We start from the raw sequence: 14,958 nt of genomic DNA on the forward strand, positions 1-14,958 counted from the left end.
GCAACCCGATGCCCGGCAATGCCGCGTGCCGGACCGGCGCGCCCCGCGGGGCGGGCGCCGGCCGCATTGTGGCACCTTCCACCGGCGCGAGCCGCATCGGACGAGTCGGTCTCTCCCTGGGCGACCGGGCCCGCGGGACCGTGGTCACCGGGTCGGCGAGGGCCCGCCGGTGCCACCGGTGTCGCGAGTCGCGGCCTCGCTCACCGGGCATGGACGGGCGCGGCGATGCGATGCTCGGCCAGTCTGCCCAGCACCGCCTGATTGGCCTCCCAGCCATCGGGGAACTTCACCGGTACTCCGAGATACACCGGTTCCGCGGAGGGGTGCGCGTCGAGGAGTTCGCCGATTCCGGCACGGCCCACGACGATACAGGCGTGCCGGTGCCGGGACGCCAGCACGCACAACCGGCCGGCCTCCAGATGGAACGCGCCCGCGTCGCGGCGGCCGGAGAGCGGGTGCAGGATGACGGTGACGTCGTATTCGCGGCCCTGCAACCGGTTGGCGGTGTCGACGGTGACCGTTTCCGCCACCGTTCCCGCCAGTGCGTCGCGTACCGCCTGGGCCTGGTCGCGGTGCGCGGTACCGACCGCGATACGGGTCGCGTCGATCTCGCGGCTGCCGTGTTCGGAATGTGCGACACCGCCGCGTTCCAGCAGCCGGCAGGTGAGATCGGCGATGGCGGCCACCGCTTCTCCGTCGGTCCGCAGCGTATGACGGGCGGGCAGTTCGTAGTACGCCCAGCCGTGCGCGGCGGCCTCGTCCAGGACGTCGTCCACCGGCCCGCGCAGGCCGCGGGTGGTGAATTCGAGCCGGCGCTGTTCGGGTCGGGTGCCGGCGGCGAACGGCGCGAACGGGTAGAACGCCGAGGACACCACCGAGGCCGCCGAGGGCGGCAGCCGCCACGACACCGGCAGTGTGTGCACCGGGATACCCGCATTGTGATTGAGCATCACCGCTACCGCGCTCATGGTCGGGTCCCAGGAAAGGCCCGCCCAGCGGTCGCCGTCGACGGTGGCGAAGGGGTCCAGCTGGCCGGGGTCGCCGACGAAGAGGCCGCGTTCGAACCGGTTGGCGATCCGCAGCAACATATCCGAGCGCATCTGGTAGGCCTCGTCGACGATCGCATAGGACCAGCGGCCCTCGTCCAAGGTCGCCCATTTCGCGGCCGTGCCGATCACGATCGCGCATTTCTCCAGATCGGCGGGCCGGTTGGCCACCTCGACATTGTCGCGGTCGATCCGGGCGCTGCGGCGGTAGTCGCCCGCGGACAACCGTCCGATCGGTAGCGCGGGGTCGGCGGTGGCGAGCCGATCGATGAGGTCGTCGACCTGTTCGTTGGTCTGCGCCACGATCATCCGCTGTTCGTCGTCGGCCGCGGCCAGCTGCCGGGCCGCGCGCACCACCAGGGTGGATTTACCGGCGCCCGGTGGGGAGTCCACGACCAGGGCGCGATGGGCGGCGTTGTCGAGGTCGGCGAGGATCCGGCCGACCACCTCGTCCGCGGTGCTCATGACCATTCCTCCACGAGTTCGAGGGAGGGTTCGGGCGGCGGGCCGCCGTGGGTCCACGGGGTCTCCTCCCGGGGCGGGAGTTTGGCGGGCGGCCCGCCGAAACCGCTGGGGGAGAAGCGGGCGAAGCCGATCGCGTCGCCCTCATCGGGGACACTGCCGACGGCGGGGTTCTTGCCCTGCCCCATCCCGCTGACCAGTTCCAGCTGGATCACATCCTCCTCCACCGCGACGACTTCGGCCTTCTGCGCGGGCCGATCGATCCGGATCAGGGTTTCCCCGACGCGGGCCCGGAACGGGTCGGCGGTATGCACCCACAGATAGGGGCGCGGTACCTCGCGGGATTTAGGTTTCGCCCGCCGCTCCGGTTCGCACCCGCTGACCGTTCCCTGGAACGCTTCCCCGACGAGCCGGTATTCGATCAGGACCCGGGGGTCGTCGAAGGCGCGCTGTGCCTGGAAGGTGTCCAGTGCCTGCTCCTGCTTGAGCAGCCGCCGGGTCGCCGAAACCGCCGAATCGCGGCGGGCCTGCGGATATCCTTCCGGGATATCGGCCACGAACCAGGAGAACGCGGCGCGGTCGTCGGTCCACCGTTTGGCCACGCTCGCGCCTTCCGGCAGGGCGCGCAGCAATTCCACGGCCCGCCACATCAGCCGCCAGGTCGGTTCCAGTTGCCCGCGTAATGCCTGTTCGAGCCGTTCGGCGGCCACGACCTTGGCCCATTCGTGCTCGGCGCCGTCGTAGGCGGCGATCAAGGGCGCCAGCTCCTCGTTGTCGAAACCGGGGTCGGTGGCCGGGCCGGCGGGCGGATAGGCCAGCGGATCCTCGGCCAGCGCGGCCGCCTCCGGCCCCGTCATCCCGACGGGCGGGTCGATCCAGCCGAGCAGCGCGGCGAGATTACCGTCCTCGAGCGCGGACTGTCCGGAGGCCCAGTGGGTGGTGAGTACGGAGGTCATCGCCAGGCACACACTGGAACCCGGGAAATCGGTTCGGTCACCGAACCAGGTGAGCCAGCGGCCGAGAAGCGGAAGAGATTCCGGGACCGCGTTCTCGCCCTCGGTGCGATGAAACCGCACCGACCGGCCCAGCAGGCGCAGGAATTCGGCGCCGCCGGGATTGGGCACCAGCAGCTGCGGTGCGTCCAGGTAACGCAGGTAGGCCTCGCCGGTCGATTTCACCGTCAGTTCCTCGGCGTCCTCGCAGAACGACGAGATGTAGGGCAGCACCCGGTCGGCGAAGTGTTCGATGAACCGCAGGCGCAGCACCCGGTCACGGGGCTGGGCCACGATCAGCACGGTCATATCGTGCGGGGATGATCCGAGCGCGACCGCGAGCGGCGCCGCGGCCTCACCGGCCAGCCGTAGCGGCACGAGTACGAGGGGACGGTCCGAGAGATGGTAGTGCCGCCGGTCGGCGATCGGTTCGGCGCGACCGCTGCGTACCGCGGTCACTTTCGCCAGCGCGCTGAGCACGCTCATCGGGCGACCTCCAGGCGCAGTGCCCGCGCCCGGCGGAGCATCTCCGCGATATCGGCGTGTTCGGGGCCCGGGTCCAGGGTGCCGTCGGCCAGGGCGAGCACCGTGTCGAGGTTGTCGATACCGCCGAGGTCGTCGCATACGCCGCGGCCGAGAGTGTCCACCGAGCCCTGGGTCCGGGCCTCGGAGCGGCAGGCGAAGGCCAGTTCGCAGCTGGACATGCATTCCGGGGCGTAGCGCGACGGGATCGCCGCGACGGTGCCCGGCAGCCCGTCACCCGGTGTGAACGAGGCGCCGGGCGGGACCAGATCGAGCAGGGTGTCGATCGAGGTGAGCCGGGACAGCTGGCGTCCGATCACCGCGAGCTGTTTGCGCAGATCCACCAGGGCGGCGGTCGGGCGGTTGGTGAAATCACGGGCGCACACCAGGATCGAATTGTGCGCGACCAGCTCCGGGGACTGTCCGAGTTCGCGCAACAGCTCCCGCATGGCCAGGACGTAGACCGCCGACTGCCGCGCCGCCGAGGCCACCTGCGCGGGATCGGCCTGGCCGTCGACGACGGCGAACGATTTGATCTCCACCACGTGGAACAGCCCACCGATCTGCAGGGCCACCACATCCGGTTCCAGATAGGCGGTGGCGCCGGCGATCTCCAAGCGCAGCATCGGGTGATCGAACAGGGTGCCCTGGCCCGAGCTCAGCGCCTGGCCGAGCAGCTGTTTGGTGCGCTGGTAGCGCACCGAATTGCTCGCGTTGTCGCCGACGGTCTCCAGATCGTGGTAGCCGACCTCCGGGATGGTCAGCCCGAGCTCTTCGCGCAGCAGCCGCAGTAGTTCGGCGCAGCCGTGCGCCTTCACCATGGCCTCGAAGCTGTTGCCGCGGGTGATCGCGAACGGCGACTGACCGAATTTCGGCGGGAAGCCCAGTTCCCGGGCGATCACGGTTTTGTCCACCGCCGCGGCGTCCAGCAGCGCCCGGCGCGCGCAGCCCGGATTGGCGGTGAGCGCCGCGATGGTCCGGGCATTGTGCCGGGTGGCCGGGGCGTCACCGCGCAATTCGTCGAGCCGGTTGGTCAGTGTCTTCTCGGCTAGCGTCATCTCAGGCCCCGTTCCGTCGCCGGTCGGCTACCGCGAGCCGAACGCCGAACAATTGCGCCGCGGGATCCGCCAGTTGCCGCACCGCCCGCTCCGCGGCGTCGGCCCGCTGCTGTGTGTCGTCGTCTCTGTGCACCTCTAGTTCCCGTTCCGCGGCCGCCCGCACGATCTCCGGGTCGATACTCTTCCCGTCGGTCGCGCCGGGAATGGACACCGCCAATTGCCACAGCACGCGTTGCCCCGCGGGTGTGCTTCCGTGGTCGATCATGTGCCGGGCCAAGCGGATCGCTCCGGTGAGCAGGTCCACCCGCGGACTCAACGGCCCGACCATACGCTGTGCCGACGACCAGGTGCTCACTGCCAGCAGGCCGCGGGCCGGGGCCAGCAGATCGGTGGTCATGGCGGCGCAGATGTAGTACGGGCGGGCGTAGGGCGCCGCCCGGAAGGACCGCTCCTCGTCGCGGCGCAGGCTGGTGAGCCGCGCCGGGACCAGTTCCCCGGAGAAGAACGCGTCGTGCACGGCGAGTACCAGTTTCGGGGCGGCGGGCACGGACAGCAGGGTGAGCGCGCGATGTACGTGTTCGCGGACCGGTACCGCTGCCGTCGACTGCCGGGCCGGCGCGGGTGATTCCGGTGCCCCGAGAACCGCGGCGTCCCATTCCGTTTCGGCGGCCCGGAGTTGGGCGCGCAACCGGCGGGCCGCGGTCCGGTCCCCGGACCCGGCGGCCCGGCGCACCTGCGCGCGTAACTCGGCTATGCGCGCTTCGAGCGCCTCGGCGGTGGGCATGGGGTGAAATGTAGGGGGCAATTCCAGGGAAGTCCAGTGAATGCCAGTATTTGCCGGTATATGTCGCTGTGCGGGCGAGTTCTCCGGGATCCCCCCGACATACTTTTGGGTATGTTAGCGTGACGAATATGGTTGCGGCGGGGTCGAATTGCGCATTCGGTATCGATCAGAACTTTGTCGACGCGCTGGCCGCGCGGGCGCGCGCGGCCGAGGAGTTACGCAGGCTGCCCGACGAGACGATCGCCGACGCGGTGGCCTCGGAATTTCTCGGCGCGCTGGCGCCGAAACGGTTCGGCGGCCGGGAGGAGAAGTTCCCCGCCGTACTCGACCCCATCCGCCGCATGGCACACGGATGTGTGTCCAGTGCCTGGACCCTGGGCTTCTACGCACTGCACAACTGGCTACTCGCGCTCTTTCCCGAGACCGCCCAGCAGGAAGGATACGGTCGCGGACCCTTCCTGTGTCCCGCGCCGCTGGCGCCCACCGGCCGGGGTATCCCCGCCGACGGCGGTGTGCTGCTGTCGGGCCGCTGGTCCTGGGCCACCGGGGTGATGAGCGGAAACTGGATCATGGTGGGCGCCCTGTGCGGCCCGACCGATGAGCTCTATCTCGCTCTCGCGTTGCTGCCCGCCGACGGTGTGGTGATCGAGGACGTCTGGCACACCGAGGGGATGCGGGCCACCGGGTCCAACGACGTGATCATCGAGAACCTTCTCGTACCCGAACACCGGCTGGTGCGGGTGCTCGACATCTACAGCGGCGACACCCCCGGCGCCCGGTTGCACGACGCCACCACCTACCGGTGGCCGCTGGTACCGGCGCTGTCGCTGGCGGCGTCCATGCCGGCCCTCGGTGCCGCCGAACGGGCCACCGACATATTCGCCGAACGGCTCGAGGGCCGCATCCTCTACGAGGGCGGCACCCGCCAGCGGGACAAACCCATGGCCCAGGCGCATCTCGGGCAGGCTCGGGTCCGGTTGCGCGCGTTGCACGGTCTGCTCACCGATACGGTGGCCGAGATCGAAGGATTGCTCGACGCCGGGACGCCGGTACCGGTACCGGTCCGGGCCGAGGCCCGGCTGGCCGCCGCGCATATCGTGCGGGAGTCCCGGACGGTCATCGCCGACCTCCTGCACGCCTCCGGTGCGAGTGTGCACTTCAGCGACCATCCGATGCAGCGGCTGAAACGTGATGTCGACGTATTGAGCGGGCATGTGGTCTTCGACTACGACACCGCCCGCGAACTCGCCGGGGCGACCGCGATCGGCCTGAAGGTCCCGCGCGCCGCCATGCTCTGACGGGTTCGCGGAGGTCGGCCGACGGAGACCGGGCCGCATCGCCGTCCGGAGGTTCCGGGCGGGGCATCGGCTCGAGCCCCCCGCCGATCTCCCGATCCCGGCGGGCATCAGGCTCAGGCGCAGTCCCGCGCCCGACTGCCCGGTAGCGACCGACCCATGTTCTGTGTCAGGCCGGCGCGGCGGGAGTCGTCCGGCCCTCGCTCGGTGGCGTAGCGGGCCGCCCCCCGCCGATCTCCGGAACCGGCGGTCGCCGCACACCGAACACGGTCAGCAACGGCCCCGTCATCGCCGTGGTGACCAGGGCCATCAGCACCAGGACGGAATACAGCCGGGTGTCGATGACGCCCAGCGTCAACCCGACATTGAGGATGACGAGTTCGGTCAGGCCGCGCGTATTCATCAGCGCCGCCAGCGCCCCCGCGGTGCGGCGGTCCAGACGACACAGCCGGGCGGCGAGATAGGTTCCGCCGATCTTGCCCGCGACGGCCGCGGCCACGATCACCACGGCCTCGACGACCGCGGCCCGGTCCAGGCCGCCGAGATCGACGCGCAGCCCCGCGACCACGAAGAATGCCGGCAGGAACAGGCTGCTGACCAGCTGGGCGCCCGGTTCGGCCCGGGGGCGTTGCGAGCGGGGGAAGATCACACCGAAGAGGAAGGCGCCGAAGATCAGGTGCAGACCCATCCATTCGGTGACGGCGGCGGTGGCCATGGCCCCGCAGACCGAGACCAGGACCGTCGCCGTCTCACCGCGTTCGGCGGTGACGGCGCGCGCCAGGAGCGGGCGCACGACCCACCACAGCACGGCCACCAGCGGAACGATCAGCAGCAGCCGCCAGTGGTCGTCGAACTCCGGCCGGGCGGATGCGAAGACCAGGGCCAGCGCACACCACGCGAAGATATCCACCACCGCGGCGCCGGCCAGCCCGAGCTGGCCGAGGCGCGTGGTGAACAGCCCCCGGTCCTGCAGTATCCGCGCCAGAACGGGGAAAGCGGTGACCGCCAGTGCGCATCCGAGGAAGAGGGGGAACGCGATCCGGTCGCCGTCGTGGTGGCGGGCGAGCGGCCCGAGCGCGAGGGCACACCCGAGCACGAACGGCGTGACGAACGCGGCGACAGCGATCCCCAGGATCGAGCGGCCGCTACCGGCCAAGCGATCCCGGTCGATCTCCAGGCCGGCCAGGAACATGAAGATCACCACGCCGATATCGGCCAGCGCGGTCAGCTGCGGCTTCACCTCGACCGGGAAGATCGCCTCCGACAGGCCGGCGCCGAGGACAGTGGGCCCGGCCAGGATGCCGGCCGCGATCTCGCCGATGACGGCGGGCTGGCCGAGCCGCCGGGCCAACCCGCCGAGCAGGCGGGCGGCCACGATGATGAGGACGAGATCGGCCAGCAAGAAGATCATGGGGGTGGCTCGGCAATCCTGGCAGTGCTACATCAGGGGCAGCGGGGGAGCGGGCTCGAAGACCACGGGCAACCCGGCCAGCGCCCGGTGGAACGGCCCCGGCCGCCACACCAGTTCCTGCCGGGTGTCCAGGCCCAGATCGGGGATGGCGTTGAGCACGACATCGATCGCGCTGCGTACAGCGGTGCGGGCCAGTGATTGCGCCGGGCAGGCGTGCGGTCCCACACTCCACGCGAGGTGGGAACGGTTACCGACGAAACTGCCACCGGGGGTGTCGAGGTCGTTGCGGATCTCGGGGTCGTTGTTACAGGCCGACAGACTGATGACCACCGGCTGGTGGGCGGGCAGCCAGGTATCGGCGACCGGGATGGGCTGGCGGGGGTAGGTCGTGCAGAAGTTGGCCATCGGCGGGTCGTTGAAGAGGACGTTGTCGATGGCGTCGTCGGTCGACAGATTGCCCCCGAAAGTATCCCCGGGCCCGTACTGCGGCTCGGTGATCATCAGCAACAACGCGTTGGTGATGAGGTTGCGCTGAGCCTCGAAACCGGCCCCGTAGAAGCTCATCAGCTGCGCGAAGACCTCGACATCGTCGAGCGCGGTGGTATGTTCGGCGAGCCGTGAGGTGGCATCGTCGCCCGGCCGATCACGCTTGAGGTGAATCAGTTCCATCAGCGCGGATTTGAGCATTCCCATGCCCTCCTCGGCCCGCACCGTGTCGAAGCGCGCGGCCATACCCGCCGCGATCCGCCGGCCGATATCATCGGGGCAGCCGCAGATGTGGTTGATGATCTCCAGCGCCAGGGGGAAGGCGTACTGATTCATCAGATCGGCGGTGCCGTTCTCACAGAAGTCGTTGATCAACGGCGTGGCGATACGCTCGACGGTATACGGCAACGCGTTGAGGTCCACGCCGTCGATACTGTCGGCCGATGCCTGCCGATAGCGGGCGTGGACGTCACCGACGTTGTACCGGGCGGCCGGGAACCATTTCATCATCGGCAGCACCGGAGAATCCTGCGGCACGGTCTCCTGCCAGTACCGGGGGTCCGCCGGGAAGTGATCGGGGTCGTTGAGGATACGCACGGCGATCTTGTGGTCGATCACCAGTGTGGCCGGTACTCCGGGCGCCAGATCCACCGGAACCAACGGCCCGAACTGTTCCCGCATCTCGCGGTACGCACGATGGGGGTCCGTGGCGAATTCCTGCGTGTACATCGGGTAGCGCGGGCTCGGGGGTTCGGCGACCGGTCCGGGAGCTGCGGGATAAGCCCCTGTCGTCATCGACGACTGCGACAGGGGGATACGGCGTGGTGTGGACAAGGGTATGACTCCAGTTACGAGACTCGAACGAGATGGGATTCGGCGCGAGCTCGTCGTGCGGACTCCTGCGCCCTGGCTGTTTGTTCCCCCACAAATTTCACTGACTGCCGCACGGGCAAACGTGTCGCACGGCCACGGCAGTTTTCGGTGAGGTCGAGTCGTTCGCCATCCCGTTCACGCACCGGTCGATCGGTGGTCGGGTATCGCTGTTCGGGACAATTCGCCATGGTGTGCGGCCGTCGGATACGACCGGGTCCATGGAATTGTCACAGCGACAGCCTGTTTCATGCGTGCCTCTCGTCAGTTCGGGCAGAACTATAGTCCGCGCAGGCGATATCGCAATCGCTGGGTGGATGCTGGGCGCGGGCCCGATCACTCCGCGCCGGAGCACACGGAATCGGGTTCGTCATTCCAGTCCAGGCCTTCGCCGTGGTCGGAGTCGTGCTCGGGGGATACGATCCCCGGGTTGAATGTTTCGCGGATGTAGCAGAGCGGCTGATCGAGATGCAGGACGTAGGCCCGCGCCGCGCACAGGCGCCCATCCGGCCACCGCGCCAGGCCGACCCGCAGGATGCGCCGTCGCTGTGCGACGCCCCGCGACATCAGACTGCGTCCGATGGGACTGCCGAGATCGTCCACGCCGTAGGTATTCGCCCGCCCCCGCGCGGCGACGACATAGTTCACGGAGACGGTCACCTCCCCGTGCACCAGCCGGGATCTGCGGACGAGGACCCGGTCCTGCCCCGACAGTCGGAGCGCGTCGAGCACTGTGCCGGGTAGTCCGGCGGCGCTCGTGTCGTGCTGGCACACCACCCGGACGCCGAGGTCGGCGTCGACGATCGCTTCCAGCGCCGGAGTGGTGTATCCGTCGTGGGCGAGCAATGTCCGGGTCAGTGGATCTCGGAAGCCCGGGCCACCGGGCGGGACGGCCCCCGGTGGCCCGGGAAGCAGGGGCGCAGCGGTCACTGCCGCCCCCGCATCGGGGTACTCATGAGATCGTTCCGAGCTCTCGATCAGCCGGCCGCGCCCTCGGCGGTGAGGGGTGGCAGGACCGGGCGGGCGACGGCGTCCTTCTCGGCGGCGCTGCGGGCACCGCTGGTGAGACCCAGGACCGGCGCGGTGGTGATCCGGATATCGCCCATCGTGGTGTCCGCGCCGAGCGGATCGCGCCAGATGTTCCAGACCGGAGACATATCGAGATGGCCCATGTACTCGATATTCGCGCCCTCGGCGTACTCGCCGTCACGGAAACCCTCGGCTTCACCGACGATGGTGCTGGTCGCTGTGCGGGTCTGCGTGCCGGAGGTCTCTTCCACGTCGGTCAGGCCGGCCATGATCCTGGTGAAGGACTGCTCGTTGGTATCGCTTTCGTGTTCCTCGGTGAGGGTGCTCGCGTGCGCGAAGTATTCCTCGGATCCGATGTAGTCCTTGTACATACGGGAGACCAGGGTCAGGAACCGCTCGTATGCCCGTCGATAGGTGTATTCGTGGAAGGCCAGGGCGTCGGCTTCGCTCATCTCGCCACGCAGGTAGGTCGCGATGGACGCGGCCGCGGTGAGCCCGCCGTAGGTGGCCAGGTGCACACCCGTGGACAGCAGCGGATCGAGGAACAGCGCGGAATCGCCGACCAGCGCGTAGCCGGGACCCCAGAGCCGGTCCGAGACATAGGAGTAGTCCTGCTCGGCGCGTACCTCGGCGATCTGTTCCGCGCCGTCGACCAATTTCTGCATCGCCGGTGTGTCGCGGATGATGGCGTGGTAATACGCCTCCCGGGAACCGTATTCACGGACCCGTTCGGCGGCGATCTTGGTGGAGATCACGTAGCCGACGCTGTGTTTCCCGCTCGCGAGCGGAATGTTCCAGAACCAGCCGCCCTCCGGGGTGGACACGACATTGATCGCGCCTTCCGGACTGTCCGGGTGCAGCCGGGCACCCGTCCAGTACGACCAGATCCCGATATTGCGGAACCCGTTGTGCACTCGGCGCATTGTGAAATGTTTCGCCAGCAGCCCGGCGCGGCCCGACGCGTCGACCAGGAAGTCGAACTCGGTGGTCCGGACCGTCTCTTCGCCGGCGAGTACCCATTCGACCGCGGTGGGGCGTTCGTCGCCGTCGAAGACAACGCGCTTCACCGCGGCACCCTCGATCACCTCGGCGCCCTGGTCGGCGGCGTTGCGTAGCAGGATCTCGTCGAATTCGGCGCGGTCGACCTGCCACGACCAGGCTTCGGCATCCACCAGCGCCGCCCAGTTCAGCAACCAGGTATCGTCCTGCCATTGGAAATACCCGCCGCGTTTCACCTGGAACCCGTGCGCCGCCACCTTGTCGTAGGCGCCCGAGAGACGAAGCGTCGACAGTACGGAAGCCAGTAGCGACTCTCCGATGTGATAGCGGGGGAACGTATCCCGCTCCAGGAGGGTCACCCGAATTCCTGCCCGGGCGAGCAATGCTGCCGTGGTCGACCCGGCCGGGCCGCCGCCGATGATCAGAACATGCGGATCGTGCGCCATAGCTGACTCCTGGATCAACTGAACGAACCATGAGGTCCGCCACCGGCGGCCGGACCGACCGGGGTCCATGGCCCGGAATCGCGATGCCGCAAGTGGTTTCAAACAGAATGGCGCCTAGGAGAGTGTATCAGCGCACGCACAATTGTGCGTGCATCCGTACTACGTATCTGCACGAACAATAACGAGCGTTAAGACCCGTCGGCCTACCGTAGGAACCCCGGCCGAGCCTCCTCCACGGCCTGTACCCGCGGTCGAGGCAGGCCGCAGCGAGGGTGGAGCCTGTAATCGGCGGAGGTCGCAGCGAAGGCGGAGGTATCGCCCCTCCCGGCGGCACGGACCAACCGCCGGGTGGGGCGTATCGGGGACGGCGTTCGCCCGGCGGGTCAGCCCCGGCTGATCTCCGGCGCCCGGACGAGCGACGCGATGGTCGCGGCGCCCTGTTCGGCCTCCTCGGCCTTGTTACGACCGAAACCGCACGCGGCGGCCACCCCGTAGGCAGTGGTATCGCGGGCCTGCTCGAACAGCGACAGCGCCTGCGCGCTCCGGTCGGGGTCGTCGGTGGAGACCACGCCCGCGATCACTCGCCATTCGGGCCCGAGTTCGCGCAGCGGCGCATAGAACTCCGGGTCGACCGGCGCGGGGTGGGCACCGTACGCGCACGGGATATGTACCCGGGGAACAGGTACGCCGCGTTCGGCGAGGCGGCGTCCGGTACGGCCGAGCAGGGCGACGGCGGGTGCCAGATTCTTCGGGCTGAGCAGACTCTCGTGCTGGTAGTCGCCGTAACACAGGTGCACGATGGTCTCGGTATCGACACCGTGCTCACGATCGACCTCGTGCACCTTCTCCAGGAATCCGGCGAGTTGTCCCGCGACCACCGGCGCCAGCGCCCACAGCGCTCCCAGTTGCTGCGCCTTGACCATACTCAGTAGCGAGATCGGGGTTTCCACCTGCCAGACGATCAGATCGCCGTGCCGACGGCGTACCTCACGCATCTCCTGCAGCACCGCCTCGGTGAACACCGGGAGATTCCGCACTGCGGTGAGGGCCAGATTCGCCCGCCGCAGGGCCAGCCCGACCGGCAGACCGGTGGCCACGGCACCACCGGCGTGGACGAACATGGCGAGATCCAGCGGATGGGGCTGGCTGAGCTGGAGTTTGGTTCCGGCCAGTTCGGGCCGGTCGCGTAGGAACGACTCGAAGGCCGTCACCACTTCGCCGATCCGTTCGACCCGGTTCATCGAGACATCTCGCGGTTCGAGGGTCCGGCCGGACCGGACGCCGTAGGTGGGGAAATCGGAGTATCCGTCGAATCCGCCCGGATGCAATACCTCCAGGGTGTCGGTGCGGTTCCCGAGGTCCTTCAGATACGCCAGGATCCAGTCGGGATCCAAGTCGCAGGGGATCGCGGTGACGGGGCGGCCCTCGGTGTGCGCCGCGAACCAGTCCAGAACGCCACGATCACCTCCTGTCATCAGTTCAGGGGGGAGGCTACCTACAAAATGCGCGTATCTGGTCATGCGTCACTCTTCTGTCGCCCGGCAGGAGACGACCGGCCCGGCGCCGATCGCCCGAGGTGGCCGACACGCATCCGGCCGATCGTCGCCGACGACAATGTGCCGCATGGTGTCTCACGCCACTCTCCGATGATAGCCGCTACGCATCGTCGAGCGGGCCGCTCTCGGGGACCGGAACCGGCGGATCGCCTCGCCGCCGGACGGCCGCCCCGGACGGGCTAATCCTGGAGTGCGGCCTCCGACCGGCGCATTACCTCGGTATCCAGTTCCTGGATCTGGATCGTGACACCGTCGGGGTCGGTCAGCCGCAGGCTGCGCCCGAAATCCTCCGCCACCAGTTCCGGGGCGTACCCGGCGGCGCGGAGGCGGGCGGCGACCGCTTCCAGTGGTTCGTCGGTGGCGAAACCCAATTCCACCGTTCCCGGCGGCCGGCCCTTCGATACCGCGGCGTCGTGGATGCCCACCGCGCCCGCGTCGGCGTCCAGTTGCGACCAGACCGACAGGCCGTTGTCGTCACCGGGGTGCAATCCGAGCCCGGCGTAGAACCGGCGGGACGCCTCGACATCGGCAACGTATCGGATGGGCAGTGCGGTCAGCACGAGTCCTCCTGAGCAGAGCGGGCGGCCACGGCCGCCCGGCCAACGGGTTTACCCTCCGATCGTGTACCGATCCGCCCTGGTCGGCGCCGAGAACCCGCGACAGGGACGGATTCCGGCACCGCGGCGGCCCGCGGCGCCGGAATCCGACACGCTAGACGATCCCCTGCGACCGCAGCGCCGCCACCTCGGCCGCGGATTTCCCGAGCAGACCGGAGTACACCTCGTCGTTGTGCTGGCCCGGCCGCGCCGACCCGGCATTGCGGATGGTCCCCGGGGTCGCCGACAGCACGGGTACGACGCCCGGGCCCTTCACATTCCGTTCGATGCGCTCGTCGTAGTGGTCGGCGATCATGCCGCGCGCATTCAGCTGCGGGTCGGTGACCACCTCGGCGACGGTGTTGATGGGCCCGCTGATCACCCCGGCTTCGCCGAGCGTCGCCATGATCTCCCCGGGCTGTCGCCGTGCCGCCCATTCGCCGATGATCGCATCGAGTTCGTCCTGGTTGCGGCCGCGTGCGGTGTGGTTCGCGAATCGTTCGTCGGTGGCCAGCTCCGGTTGGTCCATTGCCGCGCAGAGCCGGCGGAACACCGTGTCCTGGTTGGCCGCGATCACCACCCAGCTTCCGTCGGCGGTGCGGTAGATATTCGACGGCGCGATACCTTCCAGCCGGGTACCCGACGGACCGCGGACCACGCCGCCGATGTCGTAGTCGGGGATGGTGGACTCCTGCACCGCCAGGCAGGCCTCGGTGAGCGCGGCATCGACGATCTGCCCCTCCCCGGTGACGGTGCGCCGGTACAGCGCCGCCAGCGCTCCCTGGGCGGCGAACATCCCGGCCAGGCTGTCGCCGAGGGAGAGGGCGAGCCGCGGCGGCGGGCCGCCGGGGAAACCGTTCATATGGCGCAGGCCGCTGGCCGCTTCGGCGACCGAGGCATATCCGGCCTTGCGGGCCTCCGGGCCGGTCTGCCCGTACCCGGATACCCGGACCAGGATGATGCCCCGATTGCGTTCCCGCAGTACGTCGTAGCCGAGACCCCAGCGTTCCAGCGTGCCGGGCCGCAGGTTCTCCACGATGATGTCGGATTTCGCGGCGAGTTCCAGGAACAGGTCCCGGCCCGCGTCCTCCCGCAGGTTCAGCGTCACGGCTTTCTTGTTGCGCGCGTGCACGGTCCAAAAGAAATGATGTCCGTCGAGTTCGGCCTGACCCCAGGTGCGCAGCGGGTCCGGGGCGTCCGGAGGCTCGAGTTTGATCACCTCGGCGCCCATATCCCCCAGTAGGCGGCCGGCGAAGGGGCCGGAGATCAGCGTACCGATCTCGAGTACCCGGATACCGTCGAGAGCACCGGTTGTCGCGGAGTCCATCGCGGCATTATCTCCGGTGGCCACCAGGGGAGGGCCGAGGGGTGGTGCGGGAGCGCCACGCTGCGCTCCCGCCGGGCCG

The 14,958-nt window shown here is 69.0% G+C and carries 12 protein-coding genes; 1 reads left to right on the forward strand and 11 read right to left on the reverse strand.

Going from position 1 to position 14,958, the window contains the following annotated elements; genetic code table 11:
• Window positions 1-200: 200 nt before the first annotated feature.
• The 4 genes from IG75_RS0125090 to IG75_RS0125105 are packed head-to-tail and all read right to left on the reverse strand — an operon-like array spanning window position 201 to window position 4,864.
• Window positions 201-1,511, reverse strand: a complete 1,311-nt coding sequence (locus tag IG75_RS0125090) for an AAA domain-containing protein (protein WP_030523971.1) — start codon at window positions 1,509-1,511, stop codon at window positions 201-203.
• A complete protein-coding gene (locus IG75_RS0125095; protein WP_030523970.1) occupies window positions 1,508-2,986 on the reverse strand; it encodes a hypothetical protein in 1,479 nt (492 codons plus the stop codon). Before IG75_RS0125095 ends, IG75_RS0125090 begins: the two co-directional genes overlap by 4 nt.
• On the reverse strand, window positions 2,983-4,080 hold the full coding sequence (locus tag IG75_RS0125100; protein WP_030523969.1) for a hypothetical protein: 1,098 nt from the start codon (window positions 4,078-4,080) through the stop codon (window positions 2,983-2,985). Before IG75_RS0125100 ends, IG75_RS0125095 begins: the two co-directional genes overlap by 4 nt.
• 1 nt (window position 4,081) lies before the next feature.
• Window positions 4,082-4,864 (reverse strand): hypothetical protein, encoded by a 783-nt coding sequence (locus IG75_RS0125105; protein WP_030523968.1) that lies wholly within the window; start codon window positions 4,862-4,864, stop codon window positions 4,082-4,084.
• Between the two features lie 128 nt (window positions 4,865-4,992).
• On the opposite strand from IG75_RS0125105, the gene IG75_RS0125110 reads away from it, so the two are divergent.
• Complete coding sequence (locus IG75_RS0125110) at window positions 4,993-6,162, forward strand: acyl-CoA dehydrogenase family protein (RefSeq protein ID WP_030523967.1); 1,170 nt, start codon at window positions 4,993-4,995, stop codon at window positions 6,160-6,162.
• Window positions 6,163-6,328: 166 nt separating this feature from the next.
• Here IG75_RS0125110 and IG75_RS0125115 read toward each other — a convergent pair whose 3' ends face one another.
• The 7 genes from IG75_RS0125115 to IG75_RS0125145 all read right to left on the reverse strand — a co-directional run bounded on the left by IG75_RS0125115 (window position 6,329) and on the right by IG75_RS0125145 (window position 14,879).
• Window positions 6,329-7,570: a cation:proton antiporter gene (locus IG75_RS0125115; RefSeq protein ID WP_051714906.1), complete on the reverse strand. Its 1,242-nt coding sequence runs from the start codon at window positions 7,568-7,570 to the stop codon at window positions 6,329-6,331.
• A 27-nt stretch (window positions 7,571-7,597) separates the two neighbouring features.
• On the reverse strand, window positions 7,598-8,851 hold the full coding sequence (locus tag IG75_RS0125120; protein WP_030523965.1) for a cytochrome P450 family protein: 1,254 nt from the start codon (window positions 8,849-8,851) through the stop codon (window positions 7,598-7,600).
• A 411-nt stretch (window positions 8,852-9,262) separates the two neighbouring features.
• A complete protein-coding gene (locus IG75_RS0125125) occupies window positions 9,263-9,856 on the reverse strand; it encodes a hypothetical protein (RefSeq protein WP_156059158.1) in 594 nt (197 codons plus the stop codon).
• Window positions 9,857-9,903: 47 nt separating this feature from the next.
• Complete coding sequence (locus IG75_RS0125130) at window positions 9,904-11,400, reverse strand: NAD(P)/FAD-dependent oxidoreductase (RefSeq protein ID WP_030523963.1); 1,497 nt, start codon at window positions 11,398-11,400, stop codon at window positions 9,904-9,906.
• A 383-nt stretch (window positions 11,401-11,783) separates the two neighbouring features.
• Window positions 11,784-12,875, reverse strand: coding sequence for a hypothetical protein (locus IG75_RS0125135; RefSeq protein ID WP_030523962.1), 1,092 nt, complete (start codon window positions 12,873-12,875; stop codon window positions 11,784-11,786).
• 260 nt (window positions 12,876-13,135) lie between these two features.
• Window positions 13,136-13,516 carry a VOC family protein gene (locus IG75_RS0125140; protein WP_030523961.1) on the reverse strand — a complete coding sequence of 127 codons (381 nt, stop codon included), beginning with the start codon at window positions 13,514-13,516 and terminating at the stop codon, window positions 13,136-13,138.
• 151 nt (window positions 13,517-13,667) lie between these two features.
• Window positions 13,668-14,879, reverse strand: a complete 1,212-nt coding sequence (locus IG75_RS0125145) for a CaiB/BaiF CoA transferase family protein (protein ID WP_030523960.1) — start codon at window positions 14,877-14,879, stop codon at window positions 13,668-13,670.
• Between the last annotated feature and the right edge of the window lie 79 nt (window positions 14,880-14,958).

The sequence above is a fragment of the Nocardia rhamnosiphila NBRC 108938 genome, assembly GCF_000720425.1.
GTDB classification, from domain to species: domain Bacteria; phylum Actinomycetota; class Actinomycetes; order Mycobacteriales; family Mycobacteriaceae; genus Nocardia; species Nocardia rhamnosiphila.